This window comes from Azohydromonas aeria (assembly GCF_009760915.1).
Lineage (GTDB): Bacteria > Pseudomonadota > Gammaproteobacteria > Burkholderiales > Burkholderiaceae_C > Azohydromonas > Azohydromonas aeria.
Map to the genome: position 1 here is coordinate 1 of NZ_VIDQ01000096.1, position 23,985 is coordinate 23,985.

20 protein-coding genes and 1 riboswitch are annotated in these 23,985 nt (G+C 70.4%); of the genes, 7 read left to right on the forward strand and 13 right to left on the reverse strand.

Annotated features, from left to right (window positions below; all coding sequences use genetic code 11):
* The first annotated feature begins 2 nt into the window (after nucleotides 1-2).
* On the forward strand, nucleotides 3-1,370 hold the full coding sequence (locus tag FJ694_RS32010; RefSeq protein WP_232540324.1) for an MFS transporter: 1,368 nt from the start codon (nucleotides 3-5) through the stop codon (nucleotides 1,368-1,370).
* Between the two features lie 66 nt (nucleotides 1,371-1,436).
* On the opposite strand, the gene FJ694_RS32015 is transcribed toward FJ694_RS32010, so the two are convergent.
* The 7 genes from FJ694_RS32015 to FJ694_RS32045 all read right to left on the reverse strand — a co-directional run bounded on the left by FJ694_RS32015 (nucleotide 1,437) and on the right by FJ694_RS32045 (nucleotide 9,942).
* Nucleotides 1,437-2,552, reverse strand: a complete 1,116-nt coding sequence (locus FJ694_RS32015; protein WP_157271586.1) for a porin — start codon at nucleotides 2,550-2,552, stop codon at nucleotides 1,437-1,439.
* Between the two features lie 135 nt (nucleotides 2,553-2,687).
* A complete protein-coding gene (locus tag FJ694_RS32020; RefSeq protein ID WP_157271587.1) occupies nucleotides 2,688-3,659 on the reverse strand; it encodes a Bug family tripartite tricarboxylate transporter substrate binding protein in 972 nt (323 codons plus the stop codon).
* Nucleotides 3,660-3,692: 33 nt separating this feature from the next.
* The gene (locus FJ694_RS32025) at nucleotides 3,693-4,784 is read right to left on the reverse strand and encodes a CobW family GTP-binding protein (RefSeq protein ID WP_157271588.1); all 1,092 of its coding nucleotides are present in this window, start codon (nucleotides 4,782-4,784) and stop codon (nucleotides 3,693-3,695) included.
* 4 nt (nucleotides 4,785-4,788) lie between these two features.
* Entirely contained in the window at nucleotides 4,789-5,157 is a 369-nt protein-coding gene (locus FJ694_RS32030) for a hypothetical protein (protein WP_157271589.1), read from the reverse strand.
* Nucleotides 5,158-5,165: 8 nt separating this feature from the next.
* Nucleotides 5,166-6,953: a hydantoinase B/oxoprolinase family protein gene (locus FJ694_RS32035; protein WP_157271603.1), complete on the reverse strand. Its 1,788-nt coding sequence runs from the start codon at nucleotides 6,951-6,953 to the stop codon at nucleotides 5,166-5,168.
* Nucleotides 6,954-6,985: 32 nt separating this feature from the next.
* Nucleotides 6,986-9,061 carry a hydantoinase/oxoprolinase family protein gene (locus FJ694_RS32040; RefSeq protein WP_157271590.1) on the reverse strand — a complete coding sequence of 692 codons (2,076 nt, stop codon included), beginning with the start codon at nucleotides 9,059-9,061 and terminating at the stop codon, nucleotides 6,986-6,988.
* A 29-nt stretch (nucleotides 9,062-9,090) separates the two neighbouring features.
* Nucleotides 9,091-9,942, reverse strand: a complete 852-nt coding sequence (locus tag FJ694_RS32045; RefSeq protein WP_157271591.1) for a fumarylacetoacetate hydrolase family protein — start codon at nucleotides 9,940-9,942, stop codon at nucleotides 9,091-9,093.
* A gap of 158 nt (nucleotides 9,943-10,100) precedes the next feature.
* Here FJ694_RS32045 and FJ694_RS32050 point away from each other — a divergent pair, with 158 nt between their 5' ends.
* Complete coding sequence (locus tag FJ694_RS32050; protein ID WP_157271592.1) at nucleotides 10,101-11,099, forward strand: LysR family transcriptional regulator; 999 nt, start codon at nucleotides 10,101-10,103, stop codon at nucleotides 11,097-11,099.
* A 45-nt stretch (nucleotides 11,100-11,144) separates the two neighbouring features.
* Here FJ694_RS32050 and FJ694_RS32055 read toward each other — a convergent pair whose 3' ends face one another.
* From FJ694_RS32055 to FJ694_RS32075, 5 genes are all read right to left on the reverse strand, one after another.
* The gene (locus tag FJ694_RS32055; RefSeq protein WP_157271593.1) at nucleotides 11,145-12,029 is read right to left on the reverse strand and encodes a LysR family transcriptional regulator; all 885 of its coding nucleotides are present in this window, start codon (nucleotides 12,027-12,029) and stop codon (nucleotides 11,145-11,147) included.
* Between the two features lie 64 nt (nucleotides 12,030-12,093).
* Entirely contained in the window at nucleotides 12,094-13,350 is a 1,257-nt protein-coding gene (locus FJ694_RS32060; protein WP_157271594.1) for a D-amino acid dehydrogenase, read from the reverse strand.
* Between the two features lie 174 nt (nucleotides 13,351-13,524).
* A riboswitch (glycine riboswitch) is annotated at nucleotides 13,525-13,631 on the reverse strand.
* A gap of 25 nt (nucleotides 13,632-13,656) precedes the next feature.
* Nucleotides 13,657-14,775: a porin gene (locus tag FJ694_RS32065; RefSeq protein WP_157271595.1), complete on the reverse strand. Its 1,119-nt coding sequence runs from the start codon at nucleotides 14,773-14,775 to the stop codon at nucleotides 13,657-13,659.
* Between the two features lie 140 nt (nucleotides 14,776-14,915).
* On the reverse strand, nucleotides 14,916-16,094 hold the full coding sequence (locus tag FJ694_RS32070) for a M20 aminoacylase family protein (RefSeq protein ID WP_157271596.1): 1,179 nt from the start codon (nucleotides 16,092-16,094) through the stop codon (nucleotides 14,916-14,918).
* Nucleotides 16,095-16,114: 20 nt separating this feature from the next.
* A complete protein-coding gene (locus FJ694_RS32075; protein ID WP_198321107.1) occupies nucleotides 16,115-17,104 on the reverse strand; it encodes a tripartite tricarboxylate transporter substrate binding protein in 990 nt (329 codons plus the stop codon).
* Between the two features lie 390 nt (nucleotides 17,105-17,494).
* Between FJ694_RS32075 and FJ694_RS32080 the strand changes: the two genes are divergently transcribed.
* Nucleotides 17,495-19,201: a methyl-accepting chemotaxis protein gene (locus tag FJ694_RS32080; RefSeq protein ID WP_232540325.1), complete on the forward strand. Its 1,707-nt coding sequence runs from the start codon at nucleotides 17,495-17,497 to the stop codon at nucleotides 19,199-19,201.
* Between the two features lie 24 nt (nucleotides 19,202-19,225).
* On the opposite strand, the gene FJ694_RS32085 is transcribed toward FJ694_RS32080, so the two are convergent.
* Nucleotides 19,226-20,884: an MBL fold metallo-hydrolase gene (locus FJ694_RS32085; protein WP_157271598.1), complete on the reverse strand. Its 1,659-nt coding sequence runs from the start codon at nucleotides 20,882-20,884 to the stop codon at nucleotides 19,226-19,228.
* Nucleotides 20,885-21,069: 185 nt separating this feature from the next.
* On the opposite strand from FJ694_RS32085, the gene FJ694_RS32090 reads away from it, so the two are divergent.
* From FJ694_RS32090 to FJ694_RS32105, 4 genes are read left to right on the forward strand one after another with little or no spacing between them, the layout of a single operon-like run.
* Complete coding sequence (locus FJ694_RS32090) at nucleotides 21,070-21,492, forward strand: response regulator (protein WP_157271599.1); 423 nt, start codon at nucleotides 21,070-21,072, stop codon at nucleotides 21,490-21,492.
* Complete coding sequence (locus FJ694_RS37860) at nucleotides 21,492-22,832, forward strand: ATP-binding protein (protein WP_157271600.1); 1,341 nt, start codon at nucleotides 21,492-21,494, stop codon at nucleotides 22,830-22,832. Before FJ694_RS32090 ends, FJ694_RS37860 begins: the two co-directional genes overlap by 1 nt.
* A 27-nt stretch (nucleotides 22,833-22,859) precedes the next feature.
* Nucleotides 22,860-23,309: a hypothetical protein gene (locus FJ694_RS32100; protein WP_157271601.1), complete on the forward strand. Its 450-nt coding sequence runs from the start codon at nucleotides 22,860-22,862 to the stop codon at nucleotides 23,307-23,309.
* Between the two features lie 14 nt (nucleotides 23,310-23,323).
* Nucleotides 23,324-23,809: an HNH endonuclease gene (locus FJ694_RS32105; protein ID WP_157271602.1), complete on the forward strand. Its 486-nt coding sequence runs from the start codon at nucleotides 23,324-23,326 to the stop codon at nucleotides 23,807-23,809.
* Nucleotides 23,810-23,985: the final 176 nt, after the last annotated feature.

Below are 23,985 nucleotides of genomic sequence, written 5' to 3' on the forward strand. Positions count from 1 at the left end.
CCATCGACGTACACAAGGTGGCCGACGAGGCCCGCTTCAACCGCTTCCACGGCCTGGTGCTGTTCTGGTGCGCGCTCATCATCATTTTCGATGGCTACGACCTGGCGGTGGCCGGCATCGCGCTGCCGTCGATCATGAAGCAGATGGGCGTGGACCCGACGCAGGCCGGCTTCATGGTCAGCTCGGCGCTGTTCGGCATGATGTTCGGCGCCATTTTCCTCGGCACGATCGCCGACCGCATCGGCCGGCGCTGGGCCATCGCCATCTGCATCGTGCTCTTCAGCGTGTTCACCGCGGCCGCGGGGCTGACCAGCGACCCGGTGACGTTCAGCGTCACCCGCTTCCTGGCCGGCCTGGGCATCGGCGGGGTGATGCCCAACGTCGTGGCGCAGATGACGGAGTACTCGCCGCGCAAGGTGCGCTCGACCATGGTCACGCTGATGTTCAGCGGCTACGCGGTGGGCGGCATGCTCGCCGCGGTGCTGGGCAAGGGCCTGATCGAGAGCTGGGGCTGGCAGTCGGTCTTCTTCGCCGCGGTGCTGCCGGTGGCGCTGATCCCGTTCATCCTGAAGTCGCTGCCCGAGTCGATGCCCTTCCTGCTCAAGCAGGGCCGCCACGAGGAGCTCAAGGCCATCGTCGCCAGGCTCGACCCGGGCCTGCGCCCCACCGCGGCGGACCGCTTCGCGCTGCCCGCCGTGGACAAGGCTGACAGCGCGCCGGTGCGCCACCTGTTCCAGGACGGCCGCGGTTTCAGCACGGTGATGTTCTGGATCGCGTTCTTCATGTGCCTGTTCATGGTGTACGCGCTCAGCTCCTGGCTGACCAAGCTGATGGCCGGCGCCGGCTACAGCCTGGGCTCGGCGCTGACCTTCGTGCTGACGCTGAACTTCGGCGCCATGATCGGCGCGGTCGGCGGCGGCTGGCTGGCCGACCGCTTCCACATCAAGTGGGTATTGTTCTCGATGTACGTGCTGGCGGCCGTGTCGATCACGCTGCTGGGCGTGCCCATGCCGACGGAGGCACTGTTCTTCGTCGTGGGCCTGGCTGGTGCCTCCACCATCGGCACGCAGATCGTGACCTACGCCTACGCCGGGCAGTTCTACCCGATGGCCGTCCGCTCCACCGGCATCGGTTTCGCCTCGGGCGTGGGCCGCAGCGGCGCGATCCTGGCGCCGATCGTGATCGGCGCGCTGGTGGGCATGGCGCTGCCGCTGCAGCAGAACTTCATCGCCATCGCGATCCCCGCGGTGATCGCCGCGGTGGCCGTGGCCATGATCAAGCACGGCCGCTCGGCGTCGGCGCAGCCGCACGGCGAGCCGGGGGTCAATGCCGGGCTGGCGCCGGTGGCGGCCACGGCCGAGCGCGGCTGAGCCGCGCGTCCCGTGCCGGGGCCTCGATGGCGGCGATGCCGAAAGCCCGGCACGGGGGTGCAAGCGTCAGAAGTCGTGGCGCAGCCCGAGTTCGTAAGCCGTGGAGCGCTGGCCGCCGAAATAGTTGGCCGCCGTGCTCACGCCGCTCACGGCCGGGCCGCCTGCCACTGCGAAGGCGGCGGCGCCGTCGTTGGAGATGCGCGAGGCATGCGCGTACAGCGCCGTGCGCTTGGACAGGTTGTAGACGTAGCCGGCGCCGATCAGGTGAGCGTCGTTGGAACTCTGGGCGGCGGTGGCGCCCTTCTGGTCCAGGCGCAGGTAGGTGAGCTTGACGGCACCCGGGCCGGCCGGAATCAGGGCTGCGACCAGCGTGTTGACGCTGCGGTCCGGCCCGAATACCCAGCGCCGCTGCGCCAGGCTCAGCCGTGCGAAGCCGAAGTCATGGCCGGCGCCATAGACCTGGTCCTTGAAGTTCTGGCCGCCAGTGGCATTGCTGGTGGTGAACTGGGCCGCACTGACGTCCAGACCCTTGCCGGCCCAGCCCAGGCGAAAGCCACGGCCCTTGGTCGAGCCTGCAGCCGTGGTGCCGCGCTCGTCGAGCGTGACGACCAGCTGACCATAGAAGCCGCCCAGGCCGCCGGGCAGGAAGTACTCGACGGCGTTGCTCACACGCAGCGTGGGGTTGGCCTGCTGCGCATCAGGCAGGGTGCCGAAGGCCTGGCCCAACGCGCGCGAGGCGGCGAAGCTGCGGAAGCTGTTGGCGCCGGCGATGCCCAGCGTGGAGAAGGGGTCGAAGCTCGTCCAGCTCAGGTGCGTGGGCACCCAGTCGCGGCCCAGGCGCAGCTCGCCCAGGGTCTTGCTGGCCAGGCTCACGGTGGAGCGCCGGTCCCACAGCTGGCCCGCAGGCGTGCTGGCACCGGCCTGGCCCGTGTCGCCCAGGATGGTGCCGTCGAGGTAGAAGCCTGCGCTCAGGCCGTTGCCCAGGTCCTCGCTGCCTCGGATGATGAGCTTGCTGGTGGCGTTACTGCCACTGACCTCCGAGGTGGTCGATCCCAGCGAGCCGTTCTTCACGTGGCGCACGCCCACGTCCATGGTGCCGCCGATGGTCACTGACGACGACTGCGCCACGGCCGCCATGCAGGCCACGCCCAGGCCGGCGGCCCAGAGGGTTTGCTTCAACATGTCCCTGTCTCCTTGGGTATCGGGCGCTTGGCGCGCGTTCTGTTGGGTGAAAACGCGAAAACCCTCCACCGGCAGCGCGTCGTGCGCTGCGGGAGGCGGCTGTAATGGATTGGCGGGGGGAGTCGCCGGGGCGCCTTACTCCGGCCTGAAACCCGCGCTCTTGAGCAGCTCGGTGTTCTGTGCCACGTCGTTGGCGACGTAGCGCTTGAACTGCTCGATGGTCTCGGTTACGGGATCGACGCCCAGCTTGGCAAGGGCGCCGGATTTGCCGAGCTCCGCCACGGCGGTGTTGATGGCGGCGTGCAGTGCCGTGACGCGATCGGGCGGCGTGTCCTTCGGGGCCCAGACGCCGTACCAGGTGACGAAATTGAAGTTGGGCACGCCCGCTTCATGCACGGTGGGCACTTCGGGGGCGAGCTCGCTGCGCATCCTTGTGCTGATGGCGATGGCCTTGACCTTGCCCGCCTTGGCCAGCGGCAGCAGCGAGATCATGGAGTCGAACTGCAGGTTGACGTGGCCGCCGGCCACGTCGGCCAGCGCCGGCTGCGTACCTTTGTAGGGCACATAGGTGAACTTCACGTTGCCCTGCTTGGCCAGCAGCAGCGTGGCCAGGTGGCTGGCCGCGCCCGCGGCGGGAATGGCGGCCATCCACTTCTCGGGCTGCTGGCGCGCGGCGGCCAGCACGTCGGTGAGCTTGTCCTGTGGCAGCTGCGGCGAGATGACGAGCATCAGCGGCGCCTCGCCCACCCGGGCCACCGGGGCGAAATCGGCTTGCGGGTCATAGGGCGGGCTGCTCATGACCTGCCTGGCCAGCACGTGCGTGGAGGCCGAGAACAGCAGCGTGTAGCCGTCGGCCGGCGCGATCTGCACCGCCTTGCCGCCCACGGTGCCGTTGGCACCGGCGCGGTTGTCCACTATCACGGTCACGCCCAGCTGCTTGCGCAACTGCTCGCTCAGCAGCCGCGCGGCGTTGTCCACGCCGCCGCCGGCGGCAAAGGGCACGATCATGCGAATGGTCTTGCCGTTTTCAGGGAACCTGGGCGCCTGGGCCCAGACCGGCGCGATGAGCAGGGCCAGGCCTGCCGCCAGAAAACTCTGCAGCCTCATCTTGTCTCCTACGGGTCGTTGAAGGTTCGGGAATCAGGGTGTGGAGCGCCGGCTCCTCATGTGGCGCCGCACGAGCACGTCCAGCGTCTGCCCCAGTGCCTCGGCATCCAGGCCGCGCGTGATGAACACGATGCGCGTGCGCCGGTCCGCGCTGGGCCAGGCCGGCAGCGCTTCAGGCGGATGGAACAGGTGCTGCACGCCGTGGATCACGAGCGGCTGCCCGGGGCTTTCGGCCAGGTGCACCAGGCCCTTGACGCGCAGCAGGTCCTCGCCCCGGCTGGCCACGAGCAGGTCCATCCAGGTGAAGAAGGCCTCGCGCGGCAGCGGCTCCTCGCGCACCAGCACGAAGGACGAGATGCCGTCGCGGTGGCGAGGCGCCTCGTCAGCCGCAGTGGCCGGGTTGATGGGCCTGTAGAACGGGGCCTCGGCCTGCGCGCCCGTCCGCGCCGCTGCGCCCGACAGCGCGTCGTGGCGTTGCATCAGGTCGCGCAGGGCCTGGGGCAGGCTGTCGCGGGCCGGATGCAGCGCGGCATGGGCGTTGAGGGATCGCAGCCGCTCCAGTAGCGCCGGCGAGGGCGGGCCGTCGATCAGGTCCAGCTTGGTCAGCAATAGCGCGTCGGCCACCGCCACCTGCTGCACCGATTCCGGATGCGCGTCCAGCGTGCCCATGCCGAGCACCGCGTCCACCGTGCACGCCACGCCGGCCACGGCGAAGCGCGGCCGCACGGCGGGCTCGCCCATGAGCGTGCGCAGGATCGGCCCCGGATCGGCCAGGCCGCTGGTCTCGATCAGCACCTGCTTCAGCGGCGCGCCCGCGATCTCGCCCTGCTCGGCCAGGCGCGCCAGCGCCTCGACCAGGTCACCGCGCATGGCGCAGCACAGGCAGCCGTTGGGCAGCAGGATGGTGTCGTCGCTGGCCCGGGCGATGAGGTCCTGGTCGATCCCCACCGTGCCGAACTCGTTGACGATGACGGCCGTGCCCTGCAGGTCGGGCAGCTGGAGCAGCCGGTTGAGCAGCGTGGTCTTGCCGCTGCCCAGGAAGCCGGTGAGCACCGTGACGGGCACGCGCTGGCCGTGTTCCTCCTGCGCGGCGGCGGCCAGCAGTGACGTGAAGTGCCCGCTCATGGCTTCAGCCCTGGCCCTTGGGTCCGTGCAGCTCGGCAAACGAGCGCAGCGTGCGCTCCAGCCGCGGCAGCAGCCAGGCGGCCACTTCGCCGGGCAGCCGCTCCTGATGCATGTCGTGCAGCAGGGCCAGCAGCGGCTGCGCGGGCTGCGGCGCCGCCCGCAGCGCCTGGAAGAAGGCGACCACGGCTGCGACTTCGCAGCGCAGGCCGGCATCCTCCAGGTAGCCGACGATGTCGAGCTCGAAGTCCTCCAGGCGCAGGCTCACGCCGCCCACGCCGCAGGCGCAGCCCGAGCCCAGCACCACGTGGTGGGCCGAGAGCTGGCTCCAGAGGTCCAGCAGCGCGTTGGCCTGGTGCGCGAGGTCGTCGGCCACGGCGGTGCTCACTGGCCGGCCCAGGCGAGGTCTTCGGCGGCACCGCCAGCGCTGGCAGGGCCCGCCTTGCGCAGCGCGGCCGTCGCGTCGGCGTCCACTTGGCCGCTGGAGTCCAGGACCACCTTGTAGACCTCGCGCGCCACCTGCTCGCTCACGTAGCCTTCGCGCACGTCCTCGGCCACCTTGTCGAGCTCGCGCTCCAGCGGGTTGCCGAAACCGCCGCCGCCGCCCGAAAGCATCTTGTAGGCGTCGCCGCGCTCCAGGCGCACGTTGAAGATCTTGGCATTGGGGTGGTCGGTCTTCCACTCGCCCTTGTGGCGCACGGCCAGGCCGTTGCCCATGGCGTCGCCGCCGCCTTCCAGGCCCCAGGGCTTGCAGTGCACGCGATCAATCCGGGTCGTGACGGTGAAGGGCGAGAGCGCCTGCACCACCATCTCCGCGCCCAGGCCGCCGCGGTACTGGCCCGCGCCGCCGCTGTCCTTGCGGATCTCGTACTTCTCCACCAGCACCGGGTACTTGGCTTCGAGCTGCTCGGTGGGGCTGTTGTGGGTGTCGCCGTCGTTGATGCACACCGTCACCGACACGCCGTCTTCCTTGGACTTCGCGCCCCAGCCGCCGCCCAGCGGGCCGATGCCCACGATGAAAAGCCGCCCGTCCTCCGGCGAGATGCCGTGGATGTTGGGGAACACCAGGTCGGCGTGGTGGCCGGCGATGGAGCGGTCGGGAATGGCTGGCGCCAGCGCCTTGAAGATGGTGTCGATGACCGTCATCGGGAAGGTCATCCACACCCGCATCGGGTACGGGCGCTCGGCGCTGATGACGGTGCCCATGGGCATGATCACCTTCAGCGGCCGGAACGAGCCGTCGTTGACCGGGTAATCGGTTGGCGTGGTCAGGCACTTGTAGGCCACCTGCGCGCAGGCGATGCCGGTGGTGAAGCCCGAGTTGTAGAAGCCCCGCACCTGCTTGCTCACGTCCGAGAGGTCCACCGTCATCTCGTCGCCCTGGACGGTGACCTTGACGCGTATGGGAATGCGCTTGCCGATCTCCAGGCCGTCGTCGTCCATGAAGGACTCGGCCTCGTAGGTGCCGTCGGGGATGGACAGCGTGTTCTTGCGCGCCAGCGCCTCGGAGGCGTCCATGATCTGGCGGATCGAGCCATTGACGGCATCCGCGCCGTAGCGCTGCAGCAATTCCACGTAGCGGCGCTCGCCGGTGGTGATGGCCGTGATCTGGGCGCGCAGGTCGCCCAGCGCGCGCTCGGCCAGGCGCACGTTCATCGCGATGATGTCGATGAGGTCCTGGTTGACCACGCCTTCGCGCTGGTACTTCATGATGGGGATCTGGATCCCCTCGCTGAAGATGTCGGTGGTGACGTTGCCCAGCGTGCCGCCCACGTCCAGCCAGTGCGCCATGCAGCAGGTGAAGCCCTCCAGCTTGCCCTCATGGAACACCGGCATGGTGAACGTGAAGTGGTTCAGGTGGCTGCCGGTGGTGTAGGCGTCGTTGGTGACCAGGATGTCGCCGGGCTTGATGTTGTCGTAGCCGAAGTGGCGGATCTTGGCCTTGACGGTCTCCGACATGCCGCGGATGAACATCGGCAGGCCCAGGCCGATGGAAACCGTGTCGCCTTCCCTGGTGAAGAGACCGACCGTGAAGTCCAGTGCCTCGTAGATGATGAGGTTGTAGGCGGTGCGGGTCAGGTTGGTCTTCATCTCCTCCGTCACGGCGTAGAGGCCGTTGCGGATGATCTCGACGGTGACCGGATCGACGGTCGCGGCAGCGGTGGTGGCCATGGTGTGGGTGCCCGTGGTGGTCGCGGTGGTCATCAGCGGTCGCTCCCGATGGAGATTTGCAGGTTGCCGAGCTCATCGACGCGCAACTCGTCGCCGGGCTGCACGACCGTGGTGGAGGCGTGTTCCTCGACCAGCGCCGGGCCGGCGATGACGTTGCCGGCGCGCAGGTGGTCGCGGACGTAGACGGGCGTGTCGGCCCAGCCGCCCGTGCGGAAGTACACCGGCTTGACGGCGCGGATGGCGTTCTTCTCGGGCGTGTCGGTGCCCGACTCGACGCTGTGCCTGGGCGGCTTCTTCATGGTGCCCAGCACCGTCACGCGCAGGCTCACCAGGTCGGCCGGCTCCTTCGGGGCCGAGGTGCCGTAGCGCACCTTGTGCAGCTCGTCGAACTGCTGCTTGATGGCCGAGCGGTCCCTGGACTCGAAGAAGGCCATGGGCAGGTCCACCGTCACGGCGTGCTCCTGGCCGACGTAGCGCATGTCGGCCGCGCGCTCGATCACGATGCCGTCGGGCTTGACGCCGGACTGCGCCAGCGCGGCACGGCCCTCGTCCTCCATCTTCTTGTAGGCGGCCTCGATCTCGTCGAACGAAACGTCGTTGAGCTTGCGGAACACCGAGCGCACGTAGTCGTAGCGCAGGTCGGAGAACAGCATGCCGTAGGCCGAGAAGTAGCCCGGCGCGTACGGGATGAGCACCTTGCGGATGCCGATCTCGCGCGCGATGGCCGAGGCGTGCAGCGGGCCTGCGCCGCCGTACACCACCATCGTGAAGCTGCCGGCGTCCAGGCCGCGCTCGGTGGTCACGGCCTTCACGGCGTGCGACATCTGCGTCACGGCGATGCGCAGGATGCCGTCGGCGGCCTCCGTCGGTTCCAGGCCGAGGGGCTTGGCCACGCGCTCGCGCATCTGGCGCTGGCAGCCGTCGAGGTCCAACTTGAGCTCGCCGCCCAGGAAGTGCTCGGCGTCCAGGCGGCCCAGCAGCAGGTTGGCGTCGGTCACGGTCGGCTCGGTGCCGCCGCGGCCGTAGGCCACGGGGCCGGGGATGGAGCCGGCGCTCTGCGGGCCCACACGCAGCGCATGGCCGGTCTCGACGCGGGCGATGGAGCCGCCGCCGGTGCCGACCTCGTGGATGTCCATCATCGGGATCTGGATCGGCAGCGCGCGCTCGTAGCCGCCGATCAGCGCCGAGCCCGTCGTCAGCGGCCGGCCCTCGCTGATCACGCCGGCCTTGGCCGTGGTGCCGCCCATGTCGAAGGCGATGGCGTCGCCCATGCCCAGCTGCGCGCAAATGGCCTGCGCGCCGATCACGCCGGCCGCGGGGCCGGACTCCAGCATGCGCACGCAGCCGACCTTGGCGTGCTCCACCGGGAACAGGCCGCCGGTGGACTGCACGATGTAGAAGTCGCCGTCGAAGCCCTTGCTGCCCAGGTGGTTCTCCAGCTGGCCCAGGTACTCGGACACGCGCGGGCCGACGTAGGCGTTGGCCACCGCGGTGGAGACGCGCTCGAACTCGCGGTATTCCTGCGACAGCTCGTGCGAGGCGCACACGAAGGCGCCGGGGATTTCTTCCTGGAGGATCTGCTTGACGCGCTGCTCGTGCGCCGGGTTGCGGTACGAGTGCAGCAGCAGGACGGCCACGGCCTCGACGCCCTCGCCCTTGAGGTCGCGGGCCAGCTCGCGCACGGCCGCCTCGTCCAGCGGCTTGTGGGTGCTGCCGTCGGCGCGCAGGCGCTCTGCCACCTCGAAGCGCAACGAACGCTTGACCAGTGGCGTGTGCTTGTTGAAGAACAGGTTGTAGGCGTCGGGGCGGTTGACGCGGCCGATCTCGTAGATGTCGCGGAAGCCCTCGGTGATCAGCAGCGCGGTCTTGGCGCCGTTGCGCTCCAGCAGCGTGTTGATGGCGATGGTCGAGCCATGCAGGAACAGGTGGCCGTCGCGCCAGTCGATGTCGGCGCTGTCGATGGTGGCCTGGATGCCCTTGACGAGCTCGCCGTGCGTCGACAGCGCCTTGCCGAAGAGCAGCTTGCCGCTGGCCTCGTCGAAGGCGGCCATGTCGGTGAAGGTGCCGCCGATGTCGACGGCGATGCGCAGTTGGGGTTGGCTTGCCATGGTGGTGACCGGGTTGCTTGGGGTGCGCGTCAGGCCGCCGTGCCGACGGGGTTGCGGAGGGTGCCCAGGCCGGTGATCTCGACCTCGACCACGTCGCCGTCCTTCATGTAGAGCGGCGGGGTGCGCTTGTCGCCCACGCCGCCGGGCGTGCCGGTGGCGATCACGTCGCCGGGGGACAGCGGCGTGAAGCGGGAGATGTATTCGATGACCACCGGGATGGTGAAGATCAGGTCCGACAGCGAGGCGTGCTGGACCACTTCACCGTTGAGGCGCGTTTCCAGCGTGAGCGCATTGACGTCGCCCACCTCGTCGGCGGAGACCATGTACGGGCCGAAGGCGCCGGTGCCGGGGAAGTTCTTGCCCGGGGTCCACTGGTGCGTGTGGCGCTGCCAGTCGCGCACCGACCCGTCGTTGAAGCACGCGTAGCCGGCGATGTGGTCGAAGGCGTCGGCCTGCGCGATGTGGCGGCCGCCCTTGCCGATGACGATGGCCAGTTCGCCCTCATAGTCGAAGCGCTCGGAGAAGCTTGGGCGCAGCAGCGTGTCGCCCGCGGCGATCAGGCTGTCGGCGAAGCGCACGAAGATGGCCGGGTACTCGGCGTCGGGGCGCTTCATCTCGGCGACGTGGGTCTTGTAGTTCAGGCCGACGCAGAAGATCTTGCCCGGCGCCGGGATCACCGGCAGCCCTTGCACGGCATCGGCCGGCACCTGCGTGCCGCCGCTGCGCACCGCGGCTTCCAGGTCAGCGAGCGCGCCGGCGCGCAGCACCGAGGCCAGGTCGGGAAAGCGGTTCAGGAAGTCGGCCGCGGGAACGAGGTACTGGTCGCCCTGGACCACGCCGTAGGCGGCGCGACCCTGGTAGGTGAAGCTGGCGAGTTTCAAAAGTGGCTCCTCTTGTGGGCCGCGGCGCAGGCCCTGCCCGGGGTGGAAGGGACGCCGCAGCGAATGGAGCGCACTGTAGGAATCGGCCGATATTCCGCCTAGATAGAATCCTGAGCTTTCAGACTTGCCTGATTTGGCATGGCTCATAAGGGCAAACCATGAACATCGCCAGCGTCCGCCTCTTTCTGGAAGTTGCCGAGGCGGGGAGCCTGAGCAAGGTGGCGGCGCGTCGGCAGACGGTGCAGTCGCACATCAGCCGCCAGATCAGCGACTTCGAGGCCCAGTGCGGCAGCCCGCTGTTCCGCCGCACCGGACGTGGCGTGGCGCTGACGGAGATCGGCGAGTACACCGCCGCGCGGTTGCGCCGCTGGCTGCAGGACACCGAGCAGCTCATGGACGAGCTGCGGGCGGATGCCGGCAAGGTCGTGGGCGAGGTGCAGCTGGGCATCGTGCCGACAGCGGCCCACCCGCTCATGACGCACCTGTACCAGCGGCTGCAGGCCGAGCATCCCGGCATCCGGCTCAACATCCGGGAGGCGCAGGGCACGGAGCTCGATGCCATGCTCGACAGCGGCACCGTGGACCTGGCCATCCTGTTCCGCTTCCAGCGGCCGAGCGGGCGCGAAGAGAAGCTGCTGTGCGTGGCGCACACCTACGTGGTGTCAGCCCCGGGCGATGCGCTTACCAGCAAGCCCACGGTGGACTTCACCAGGCTCGCAGGCCTGAAACTCGTGCTGCCGCGCCGTCCCGGCCACTGGCGCCACGCCCTGGACGAGACGGCGCGCAGCCTGGGATTCAAGCTGCAGGCGGTGGTGGAAGCCGATTCCCTGACCGTGCAGAAGGAACTCGTGATCCACACGCCGGGGCTGTACTCGGTGCTTGGGCCTTACTCCCTGAAGGCGGAGCTTGAGCGCGGCGAGATCCAGGTGAGCCGGCTGGTCGAGCCTGACCTGGTTCGTCACGTCACGCTGGGCTTCCCAAGGCAAGGCAAGCGTTCTCCAGCGTCGCGCGTGGTGGCGGAGACGGTGCAGCAGTTGGTCGAGTCCTGGGGAAACCAGCTGATCGAGCCCTCGGCGGATTTCGCTGTCGACGAGCGCTTGTCCATGCCGGCATTCACCGCGCGCTTGCACCGCCCGGCCACGGCGGGTGGTAGCTGATGTTCGCCCTGTGTACGTCCTGTTGCGGAAGCCATTCGTCGCCGCTCAATCGTGCAGATGCTCCTGCACCAGCCGGCGCACGATCGGCATGGCCGGCGCCTCGCTGCGCCCGGCCAGCGTGACGACGCCGAAACGCGCCTTGGCTTCGAGCGCCGGCTCCACCGGCAGCTCCACCAGGTCCGGCGCCGCGGCGCGGATGGTCAGCAGCACCGCGTCGCTGTGCCGCGCCACCTGCACCAGGGCCGGGATGTCCTCGCAGCACAGCGTCACGCAGCTGCCCGGATGCGCCGCGCGGCCGTAGCGCTCGACCAGCATGCGCGCCACCTCGTCGCTCAGCGGCGTGGAGGCGAGGGGGAACTGCTGCAGCGCCGCGAAGCGCAGCGCGCGCGTCCAGCGCGTGAGCGGGTGGTCCGGCCGGCACAGGAAGGCGCCGCGCAGCTCCGTCACGGCCGTCACGCGCAGGTCGGGCGCGGGCGCGAGCGAGCGCACGTCGATGACCAGCGCATCGAGTTCCCGGTCGCGCAGCGCTTGCGTCAGGTGCCCGACCGGGCCGCGCACGATGTCCAGGCGCAGGCCCGGATGGCGCGTGGCCACCGTGTGCAGCAGCGGCGTGGACAGCATCGCGCTGGGCCCTGACCCCAGCCCCAGGCGCACCGCGCCGGCCTGGCCCGCGCTCATCTGCCGGCCGCTGGCCGCGAGCTCGTCGGCGTCGAAGACCAGCTGGCGCGCGCGCTGCACCACCTCGCGCCCGAAGGGCGTGAGCTCGCTGCGGCGCCCGGTGCGGTCGAACAGCGGCTGGCCCAGCTCCTGCTCCAGCGCCTGCACGCTGCGGCTGAGCGCGGGCTGCGTGATGCACAGCGCCTCGGCCGACTGCGTGAAGGAGCCGGACTCGGCCAGCGCGATGAGATGCCTGAGCTGGACCAGCGTCATGGTGTGCGCTCGCGATGCAGGGGTTGCGTGCAACCCATGGTAGCCGCGCCCACCGCGGCCGGCCTCAGACCGCCAGCGCGTCCACCGGCAGCGCCGCGCGTCCGCCCAGCGCCTGGTCCACCGCCGCGCCCAGCAGGTCGGCGGTGGCGGCGGAGAGCGTCCAGCCCAGGTGGCCGTGGCCGGTGTTGTAGAACACGTTGGCGCGGCGCCCGCGGCCGACGCGCGGCATCATGTCCGGCATCATCGGCCGCAGCCCGGCCCAGGGCACCGCCTGGCGCGTGCTCACGCCGGGGAAGCATTGCTGCACCCAGTCCACCAGCGGCCGGATGCGGTCGGCGCGGATGTCGCGGTTCATGCCGTTGAACTCGGCCGTGCCGGCGACGCGGAAGCGGTCCTCGCCCAGGCGGCTGGTCACGAGCTTGGTTGCGTCGTCAAGCAGGCTGACCGTGGGCGCGGCCGCGCGGCTGGCCGCGTCGTTCAAGTGCACGGTGATCGAGTAGCCCTTGACCGGGTAGATGTTGACGCGGTCGCCGAGCTGCGCGGCGAAGGCGCGGCTGGCGACGCCGGCGCACACCACCAGGGCGTCGAAGCGGTGCAGCTCGCGCTGCGCGCCCTGGCCGACCTCGACGCTGGCGCCGCGGCCGTCGCTGTGCAGCCGGCGCACGTCCTGGCCCCAGAGGCAGCGCACGCCGCGGCGCTCGCAGGCCTGCGCCAGGCCGTGCGTGAACTTGTGGATGTCGCCGGTGGCATCGCTCTCGGTGTAGAAGCCGCCGTAGTACGTGCCCGCCAGCGTGGGCTCGATGGCGCGCATCTCCTGCGGCGTGACCGCGCGGCGCGGCAGCCCGCCGCGCGCCAGCAGCTCCGACACGCCGGCCGCGTGCTCGAAGCCCTGGCGGTCGCGGTAGATGTGCAGGATGCCCTGGCGCTTGAGGTCGAAGTCGATGCCCTCGGCCTCGGCCCAGGCGAAGAGGTGCGCGCGCGCCTGGATGGCCAGTTTCGCCGTGGCGACCGTGTTGCGCTCGTAGCGCGGGATGCTGGCCATGAACTCGGCGAACCAGGACAGCTTGTGCCAGCTGGGCCGCGGGTTGAGCAGCAGCGGCGCGTCGCTGCGCAACATCCACTTCAGGCCCTTCATGATCGTGGACCAGTGCGTCCACACCTCGGCGTTCGACGCCGACAGCTGCCCGCCGTTGGCGAAGGAGGTTTCCATGCCGGCGTAGCGGTGGCGCTCGAACAGCGTGACCTCGTAGCCGCGCCGCGCGAGCACGTAGGCCGTGGTGATGCCGGTGATGCCACCGCCGATGACTGCGATCGTTTTCATCTCTATCAGGCTCCAGGCGTCGGGGGTTGAAAGCGCGCGGCGCGGCCCTTCGCGTGCCACGCGCGCCCCCTCTGTTTGGAACCTAGAGATTCGCGGCCCGCGATGTGTGCCATCGCGGCCGCTTGCTCCTGCGGTGTGCCGGGTGACGATGTCCGGCCGCTCTTCAGAGTATGGTGATCCCGACCGGTCCGGGTGCCTGAGAGTTTCCGGGGCGGTTGCTCCTTCGGCGCCCCGGCGCAGCCGTGTGACAGGCTGCCCGGGGACTCTCCCGATCGGGACTGGGCCCTTGCAAGCCCAGGATGCGTATTAGAACAGGTGACGCACGCCGGCGGCCAACGTGCTGGCGGAGCCGCCGGCGGACAGCGCGTTGCCGGGACCGAACAGGCCGTTGAGCGCCGCGGTGGCCCGGCCGTTGAAGCCGCCGTCGTCGTCTTCCACGCGCACGTAGCGCACGTAGACGTCGGTGCGCCTGGACACGGCGTAGTTGGCGCCGACGTTCAGGAAGGTCGTCCTGCCGTCCGCCTTGGCTGCGCCGGTGGCGTAGGCGCGGCCGTTGTCCTCGACGTAGCCGAGCTGGCCGGTGATGCTCCAGGCCCCCAACGGCACCCGTGCGCCGATGGCCGCGCCGCGCGTGCGCGGCGTGGTGCCGGCACCCGGCAGCTCGTTGCGGTGCTCCCAGAAGTTGCCCGACGCCACGAACGTGCCGGCCTGGTACGCCAGGCCGAGGTTGAACGCGCGCTGGCGGGCATCGCCGGCGGCCAGCGCCTGCCCGCCCTGGTGGTACGCCAGGCTGGCATGGACCGCACCGGCCTGGTAGCGCAGCAGCGCGCCGGCGCTGTTGCGGGCCGTGCCAGCAGCCGGCACCCACACTGCCGATGCGACGGGCGCTACCGCACCGCGTTCGCCCAGGGCGACGGCCACCGCCGCGGACACGCCGCCGAAGACCGGGGTCCAATAGCTCAGCTGGTTGTCCTGGCGTCCCTGGTCGCCGGAGAGGTACATGGCCAGCACGGGCGAGAAGGCGGCGAAGCCCTCGACGTCGCTGCCCGCCATCGAGTAGTGCATGGGCGCGTACTGGCGGCCCAGGCGGATCTCGCCCAGGCGGGTGGAGGCCAGCGACACGAAGGCCTGGCGCCCGAAAAGCCGCCCGCCCTGCAGCGACGTGCCGGTGTCCGGAGCGAAGCCGCTTTCCAGCACGAAGGCCGCCTTGAGCCCGCCGCCCAGGTCTTCCGCGCCGCTCAGGCCCCAGCGCGAGGGCGACAGGCCGCCGTTGGACACCTTGGACACCGAGCCGGTGCCGCTGATGCGCGCCGACTCGGCGTAGAGGTCCACGATGCCGAAGAGCGCGACGTTGCCTTGCGCCATGGCGGACGAGGCGCAGCCCGCCAGTACGGCGGCCGCGGCGATGGCGATGTGCTTGTTCATGGGTGTCTCCTTGTGATTTATCGTGTTGTGCAAGCGGATTCGCACGGCAAGGCTGCGCCCGCAACGGCCTGAAGGCCGCGTGTCGTGGAATCATGGAGTCCGGCCGCGGCAGGCCGCCGCGGCCATCGGGAACGAGGCGCCTAGCCGGCGCCGCGGGCCAGGAAGCGCTGCGCCAGCCTGACCCAGAACGCCGCGCCGATGGCGATGTTGGCGTCGTTGAAGTCGTAGCCCGGGTTGTGGACCATGCAGGCCCCGGCGCTGTCGCCGTCGCCGTTGCCGATGAGCACGTAGCTGCCGGGCACGCGCTCCAGCATGAAGGCGAAGTCCTCGCTGCCGGTGAGCTGCCCGCCCTGCGGCGTGACCTGCCCGGGGCCGACCAGCTCCAACGCCACCTCGCGCGCCAGCGCGGTCTGCTCGGGGTCGTTGACCAGCACCGTGTAGCCCTCGCGGTAGTCCACCTCCGCGCGCACGCCGAAGCTCTCGGCCTGCGCCGCCACCAGCGCGTGGATGCGCTCGCGCAGCAGCGCGCGCACGCCGTGATCCAGCGCGCGCACCGACAATTCCAGCCGCGCCTGCTGCGGGATCACGTTGTTGGCCTGGCCCGCCTGCAGCGCGCCCACCGTGACCACGGCGGCCTGCAGCGGATCGACGTTGCGCGACACGATGGTCTGCAGCGCCATCACGATGGAAGCGGCCGCAACGATGGGGTCGGCCGCGCGGTGCGGCATGGCGCCGTGGCCGCCCTGGCCGTGCAGCGTGACGGTGACGTAGTCGGAGGAGGCCATCATCGCCCCGTCGCGCAGCACCAGCCGGCCCTGCGCGATGCCGGGCATGTTGTGCATGGCGAAGATGGCGTCGCAGGGGTACTTCTCGAACAGGCCGTCTTCCATCATGCGCAGCGCGCCGCCCAGGCTTTCCTCCGCCGGCTGGAAGATGAGGTTGAGCGTGCCGTCGAAGCCGGTGGCCGCCAGCAGCCGCGCCGCGGCCAGCAGCATCGCCGTGTGGCCGTCGTGGCCGCAGGCGTGCATGAGGCCGGGGCGGCAGCTGGCATGCGCCACGCCGCTGGCCTCCTCGATGGGCAGCGCGTCCATGTCGGCGCGGATGCCCAGCCGCCGCGCGCCGCTGCCGCGCCTGAGCTGCCCCACCACGCCGGTGCCGCCCAGGCCGCGCTCGACGCGGTAGCCCCAGGCCTGCAGCTTCTCCGCCACCAGCGCGCTGGTGCGGTGCTCCTCGAAGCCCAGCTCCGGGTGGCGGTGGATGTCGCGGCGCAGCCGCACGAACTCGGCCGACTGCTCGGCGCTGGCGGAAAGCAGGTCCACGGCGTCGTTCCTCACGGTCCTCACTGCGCCTGCAGGTTGATGTCGCGCGCGATGCGCCGGTAGCGGGCCGTCTCGGCCTCGAAGAATCTGGCCGACTCGGCCAGCGGCGTCGGCGGCGCCGCGGTCTGGCTCTGCGCCGCCAGTTGCCTGCGCACCTCCGGCTCCTGCAGCAGGGCCAGCATGCCCTTGTGCAGCTTCTCGACCACGGGCGCGGGCGTGTCGCGGCGCACCATCAGGCCCGACCAGATCGTGTAGTCGGTGCCCTTGAGCAGCCGCCCCTCGGCCACGGCCGGCACGCTGGGCAGCAGCTCCGAGCGCCGGGCGCCGAGCTGGCCGATGACCTTGAGCTTGCCCTGCTCGGCCAGCGCGCCCATGGCCGCCGAGTACACCAGCACCGCGAAGTCCACCATGCCGCCACCGATGTCCTGCAGCACCGGCGCGTTGCCCTTGTAGGGCACGTGCTGCAACGCCACGCTGCTGTGCCGGGCCATGTCCTCGACGATGAAGTGGTAGAGCGAGCCGATGCCCACGCTGCCGTAGGTCAGCGGCTTGTCCTTGCGCTTGCGCGCCAGCTCGATGAGCTCGTCGGCGGAATTCGCCGGCAGGTCCTTGCGTGCCACCAGCACCAGCACGGCGTTGCCGATCGGGTGCACCAGCGTGAAATCCTCGGCCTTGAGCTTCACGGCGGCATTGGCCAGCGGCGAGAGGATGACCTCGTTGGGCGAGCCCTGGAACAGCATGCGGCCGTCGGCCGGCGCGGCCAGCACCTTCTGCGCCGCCAGCGCGCCGCTGACGCCGCCCAGGTTGTCCACGATCACCTGCTGGCCCAGCGCCTTGCCCAGCGGCGTGTTGACGATGCGCGCGATCGCATCCGACGGCCCGCCGGCCGGGTAGGGCACCAGCAGGGTCGCGGGCTTCTCCTGCGCCTGCGCGGCGCTGGTCATGCCGCACAGGGCGGTGGCGGCGGCCAGCGCCAGGACGGCGCGCCGATGTGTCCGGAAGTTCTCCATGCCTCGTCTCCTCGTTTCGCCGCCGTCGTGCGGCTTGTGGATCGGAAGCGTAGTGACCGGCCTTCAATAAATCCAATGCATTTCAAGTCGATGTTCCATGTCTTGAAAGCATTGGAAGTCCGGGTTGGCATGGGTGAGGGCGCCGAGTGGCCGAGGCTGGCGCAGGTTTGCCGGCCAATGGCGTCCGGACTGTCAAGTTCCGCCGCGGCGCGGCATTGCATCAAGTGCCCCGCGATTTGACCGATAGCGAACTCTTCAGATGTCCGCGAGCAGCCCAGGCCGCCCGGCCCATCGGCGGGCGAAGCCCGGGCCCCATGTGCCCACACGGCACCGACGGACGCTCAACCAGACACAGGAATTGAAGGAAATCCCATGCAGGCTTTGAACCGAATGCGCATTGGCCCACGACTGGGCCTGGGTTTCGGCATGGTGCTGCTGCTGCTGTGCGCGGTGGTGGCCGTGGCGCTGAGCCAGCTCGGCGCACTGGCCGGCAATGCCATGTACTACGCGGACAACCTCGTGCCTTCGTACGAGATCCAGCACCGGGCCGCGATGGCGCTCGGCACCATCCGCCGGCTCGAATCGCAGCACATCCTCTCGTCGAGCCCGGCCGACATGGACGACATCGAGAAGCGCATCGCGGAGCAGCACAGGACGCTGGCCGACGAGTTCGCGGCGTATGCGAAGAACCTGCTGTCGGACGACGCGGATCGGCGCGCCCTGGAGCGCGTGAAGGCGGACGTCGAGGCCTACGCGGCGCAGTGGCCGACGATCCGGGACCTGTCCCGCCAGACCGTGCAGGACCCCACCGCGCAGGAGAAGGCGCGCCAGGCGCTCATGGGCCCGTCGCGCGAGGCCTACCGCAAGGCCGACGAGTCCTTCAGCCAATGGTGGGCCTACAACGTCCGGCTGGCCGGCGAGCGCAAGGCCGAGTCCATCGCGACCCAGGGCCAGGCGCGCTGGGCGCTGCTCGGAGGGGCCGCCCTGGCCCTCGCGCTGGGCGTGATCGCGGCCGCCGTCATCACCCGCTCCATCACCACGCCCATCGGCCGCGCCGTGCGGGTCGCCGAGACCGTGGCCGAGGGCGACCTGAGCCAGCACGTGCAGTTCAGCGGCAAGGACGAGTGCGCGCAGCTGCTGCAGGCGCTGGCACGCATGAGCGCGCGGCTGGCCGAGCTGGTGCAGCAAGTGCGCGGCGGCTCGGAATCCATCGCCGCCGGCAGCCAGCAGATCGCCGTGGGCAGCACCGACCTGTCGCAGCGCACGGAAAAGCAGGCTGCCAACCTGGAGGAGACGGCGGCTTCGATGGAGGAGCTCAGCGCCACGGTCCGGCACAACGCCGACACCGCGCAGCAGGCGGCCCAGCTGGCCAGCGCCGCCAGCGCCGCGGCCCGCGAAGGCGGGGAGTCGGTGGCAGTGATCGTGCAGACCATGCAGGAGATCAGCGTCAGCTCGAACCGCATCACCGACATCATCGGCACCATCGACGGCATCGCCTTCCAGACCAACATCCTGGCCCTCAATGCCGCGGTCGAAGCCGCGCGCGCCGGCGAGCAGGGCCGCGGCTTCGCGGTCGTGGCCGGCGAGGTGCGCACCCTGGCGCAACGCAGCGCCGAGGCGGCGCGCGAGATCAAGGCCCTCATCCAGGACAGCACCGGCAAGGTGGAGGCAGGCTCGCGCCTGGTGGACGAGGCGGGCGGCTCGATCGCGGACCTCGTGACCAAGGTGCAGCGCGTGTCGGACCTGCTCGACGAGATCAGCTCGGCCTCCGGCGAGCAGACCAAGGGCATCGGCCAGGTCAGCGAGGCCGTGTCGCAGCTCGACGAGGTGACGCAGCAGAACGCGGCGCTGGTGGAGGAGAGCTCGGCCGCCGCCGACAGCCTCAGCGCCCAGGCGCAACGCCTGGCGGAGCTGGTGCGCTTCTTCAAGGTCGAGCCGGGCCTGTCAGCGCAGCCCGCCGGCGCCACGCCCGCGGCGCTGGCGCAGGCCACCATCGCCCAGGCCCGCGCCCGCAGCGCCGGCGCGGCGCAGGCCCGCCCGCCGCGGCCCGTGGCCGCGGCACCGGCCGACGACGACGGCTGGCAAAGCTTCCACTGAGCGCCGGGCGCCGGCCGGGGCAGCTCAGCCGTTGCCCTCCAACCGCCAGTCGCCCATCACTTCCTGCGCCCGGCCCTCGCCCTGGAGCTTCAGCAGCGAGGCCAGCAGCGAGCGCCGCGCTGCGGCGTGCTTCGCTTCCGGCACGTCGTCGTAGACGCGCGCCAGCAGCGCGTCCAGCGGCTGCGGTTGCGCGGTCAACGCGCCCAGCAGCTTCATCTCACGCTGCTCCCGGTGGCGAATGAGTAAATCCCAGACCCGGGCCGGCTGCCCGATCAGGAAGCCGTGTCCGGGCGCGATCCACTGCAGCGCCGGCAGCTCGTCGCGCAGCCGGCGCAGCGAGGCCAGGTAGGCCGCCATGTCGCCGTCGGGCGGGTTGATGACGACGGTGGAGCCCTGCATGACGTGGTCGCCGGTGAAGAGCATCGACTCCTCCTCCAGCAGCCAGCACAGGTGGTTCGAGGCGTGGCCGGGCGTGTGCAGCGCGCGCAGCGTGGTGCCCTCGTCCAGCGCCAGGCGCTCGCCGTCCCGCGGCTCGCGCGCGGGCTCGAAATCCGTGTCCTGCCAGGACGCGTGCGGCGTGCGCCGGCCCAGCACGGTGGCGCCGGTGGCGTGCGCCAGCAGCGCGGCGCCGGGCGAGTGGTCCAGGTGCGTGTGCGTGACCAGGATCCAGCGGATCGGCCCCGGCGCCGCCGCCCGCAGCGCGGCCACGTGTGCCGCGTCGGCCGGGCCCGGGTCGATCGCGGCCCACTCGTTGCGGCCGAGCGCCCCGACCAGGTAGCTGTTGGTGCCCGGGCCGGTCATGACGCCCGGGTTGGCGGCGGTGAGGCGGATCACGCGCCCGGACAGCCGCATCGGCTCGCCCGGCGTGACGTGGGTGCGCGCGATGCCGCGCCCGTCCGGATCGACCTGCCGCGCCTCGGCCCAGCCCGGGTGCTCGGGAAACAGCGGGATGAGCTGCCCGGCCGCGTCGCGCGCGCGCTGCGGACGCTCGCAGGGGATGTCGCCCAGCGCCGCGGCCCAGCCGAGCATCGCGCCGGCGCTGTCGAAGGCGGCGAGCCGCTGCAGCAGCCGGCGCACCGGGCCGACCACGCTCACGCCGGCTGCGCCCTGCAGCGCCAGCGCGGGCGCGAGCCAGCGGTGGTCGGTCATCTCGATGCCGTCGTGCGTGGCCGGCTGCTGCGCCGGGGCGGCCGCCAGGAAGAAGCGCGTGTCGAAGCGCTTGGGCAGGCCCGGCGGCGTGACGATGTGGGCAAAGGCCAGCAGCCGGTCCAGCGCCAGCGTGAAACCCTGCTCGCGGCACAGCTGCAGCAGGCCCTGCTCGCGGCCGTAGACGTGGCTGCGCCAGGAGGCATCGAGCGCCGCGGCGGCCACGTCGCGGCCCTGCGCGTCCACGGCCAGCAGCACGCCGGCCTCCTCGAAGCATTCGCGCACGGCCGCGGCATACCAGGCCAGGCCGCCGCTGGCCAGGCCCAGGCGGGCGCTGGCGCCGGCCTCGTCGCGGCCGCTGCTGACCTGGGCCAGCGCGCCGTCCGAGGCATCGAGCAGCCCGCCGGGAAACACCCAGGCGCCGCTGTTCTGGTCGCCGCGCTCGGCGCGCCGCAGCAGCAGCACCTCGGGGCCGGCGGCGGCGTCGCGGACGAGGACAAGGGCGGAGGAGGCGCGCAGCGAGGAGGCGTCGGTCATGGGCGGCAGCGGCGGTGGAGGGTTGACGGGAGGGGATCGGCCCGGATTCCCAGGGGCGACACAGGGTAGCCGCACCGACCCGCGTGCCGCCCGCGCCGGCACGGGTGCGTCTTTTTTCTCACCTTTCCCGCCCGCGCCGGGAGCGTCGTCATGAAGTGATGTTTCATAAAGTTACTATTACCGCCATGGACATCAAGCTGACCCGCGTGCTGGTCGTGGATGACGAGCCCGAGTTGCGCGGGCTGCTGCAGCGCTACCTGCAAGGCCAGGGGCTGCAGGTGCACGTCCTGCCTGACACCGGCGGCCTGGAGGCGCTGCTGGCGAGTGCGCATTTCGACGTCCTGGTGCTCGACGTGATGCTGCCCGGCGAGGACGGCTTCGCCGCGTGCCGGCGGCTGCGTGCCGCGGGGCACCGCATTCCCATCGTCATGCTCACCGCGCGCGGCGACCCGGGGGACCGCATCCTGGGCCTGGACACCGGGGCCGACGACTACCTGTGCAAACCCTTCAGCCCGCGCGAGCTGCTGGCGCGCATCCAGGCGCAGCTACGGCGCCAGGCGCTGCTGGGCAGCCACCCGCGACCGCGGGCGGCCGGGGAGCCGGCGTGATGCCCATGAGGAAGGCGCGGCGCAGCCTGTTCGTGCGCAACGTGCTGCTGCTCGCGATGGTCATCGCACTGGCCGAGCTGACCGTGTTCCTGAGCTTCATCGGCATGGTGGTCAAGCCGCGCAGCGAGCGCATTGCCGAAGTGCTGGCGCAGACCTACACCGGGCTGCGCTCGGGGCTGCACGACCTGTCGCCGGCGCAGCGGCGGGCCTTGGTGGACCATTTCAACGCCGGTGGCGAGGATCAGGCGGCAACCGCGCTTGCGCCGCCGGTGCCCTGGTTGCACCCGTGGCTGAAGGCGATGGAGCAGCGCTACCACCGCACGCTGCTGGCGTACCTGGCTGAGGCGGGCCTGCCCGCGACCCTGTCGGAGAGGGCCGGCGGCGTGCAGGAGCTGCACCTGGATCTGGTGGTGGAGGACCAGACCTACCGTCTGCGTGCCGGCGGCGTGGTGCCCATGGTGGCGCCGTTGCAGGACTGGCTGATGCTGGTGGCGGTGGCCGCGCTGCTGTTCGCGCTGCTGGGCGCGTGGCTGATCCAGGGCTGGATCAGCCGGCCGCTGCGCGGCCTGGTGGAGGCAGCGCGCGAGATCGGTGCCGGGCGGCAACCGGCACCCTTGCCGGAGGAGGGGCCCGACGAGATCGCCATCGTCGCGCGCAGCTTCAACCGCATGTCGGCCGACCTGGCGCGCATCAACGAGGACCGCGCACTGATGCTGGCCGGCCTGTCGCACGACCTGCGCACGCCGCTGGCCAAGCAGCGGCTGGTGGCGGAGATCGCCGCCGGGCAGATGGAGCCGGAACTGGCGCGCAGCATGGTCAACAGCGTCAAGTCGATGGACCGGCTGGTGGGTCAGTTCCTCGACTTCACGCGCGCCAGCGCCCAGGAGCCACCCATGGCCTGCGACCTGGACGAGCTGGCGCAGCGCGCGCTGCAGGGCTGCACCCGGCCGCACGTGGTGCGGCTGGCGCAGGGCGCGGGGCCCGCGCCGCGGCTGCTGCACGCGCCGGCGTTGGAGCGCGCGGTCATCAACCTGGTGGAGAACGCGCTGCGCCATGGGCGCGGTCCGGTGGAGCTGGCCACCGGCGCCGGCGAAGGCGTTGCCTGGGTCGAGGTGCGCGACCGCGGCCCGGGCATCGCACCGGAGCAGGTCGAGATGCTCAAGCGGCCGTTCCAGCGCGGGCCGGAGGCGGGCGCCGGCGGTGCCGGCAGCGGCCTGGGCCTGAGCATTGTCGAGCGCGTGGCGCAGGCCCATGGCGGCTGCCTGGAGCTGCTGCCGCGCCCGGGCGGCGGGCTGGTGGCGCGGCTGGCGTGGCCGGATACCGTGGTGGCGGCGGGCTGATCCGGTGCATGCGACAGCCCTGTCGAAATGACGACAGCCACGACCGTCGTTGACATCGGGTTCTACTGCGGCCGTTTCGGGCCGGGTTTCTGGGGCGAGCCATTCAACCAGCTGGGCAACCTGGCGTTCATCGTCGGGGCGCTGATTGCATTTCAAGCCTGGCGCCGGCAGGCGCGGCGCGACCCGTGGCAATTGCCGCTGTTCGCGCTGGCGGCGCTGATCGGCATCGGCAGCCTGGTTTTTCACGGCCATCCGACGCCGCTGACGCTGACCGCCGACCTGGTGCCCATTCAATTGTTCGGGCTGGCGCTCATGGCTTATGTCCTGCGCAGACATCTGAAATGGTCGCCGGGCGCGACGGTGGCGCTGCTGCTGGGATTCTTCCTGGTGCGGCAGGTCTGGATTCGCGGTGTGCAGCCTGTCGGTCAGGTCCTCCATCGTGGCACCAGTCACGAACCGGATTGGAAGCCGGAATGAGTGAAGCAGGATCAATGTTCATCGACGCCGCAGATGTCGAGCGCCATCTGTATGAACTTCGCCGCGAGCGACTTGCGGCAAAAATGCGCGGGACGGATGCCGCCGTGGCGCGGAAATCACTGACAGTGGCTGAGAAAAATGCCGTCCTGGCCAAGACGGGTGGCTGTTGCCATGTTTGCGGTGGCCTATTGAATGAAAAATGGGTGGTGGCCCACGTGGTCCCGCATGCCTACGGTGGAGGCCATGGCATTGAAAATCTCTTGCCTGCCCACGCAAGTTGCAATGGCGCCAGATGGTTCTATGGTTCGGAAGAGTTTCAGTGGATCATCAAGATGGGAGTGTATTTTCGGACCCAGTTTGAGGAACTGGACAATCCCAGTGCCTGGACTTTGGCTCAGCAGTTCGTGGAGCATGAGCAAAGAAAAATCAAGAGGCGCAGGAATGGTCGCGCTTCAGTGTCGTCTGCCCAGGAGAATGGCGACGTGGGCGCGAAGCCATGATACTGAAGCAGGTCGTTGCGGGAGGGGCTCGATTTGAAACATTATCTTTTATTAACCTGGCAATTCAATAATTCACCGCCTATATTGTGTTCATGAGCAAGATCGACGGTCGCCATCTTTCCGAAGACACACTGCAGTACCTGCGGCGACAGGCACATGAACTGCGCAAGTCAGGG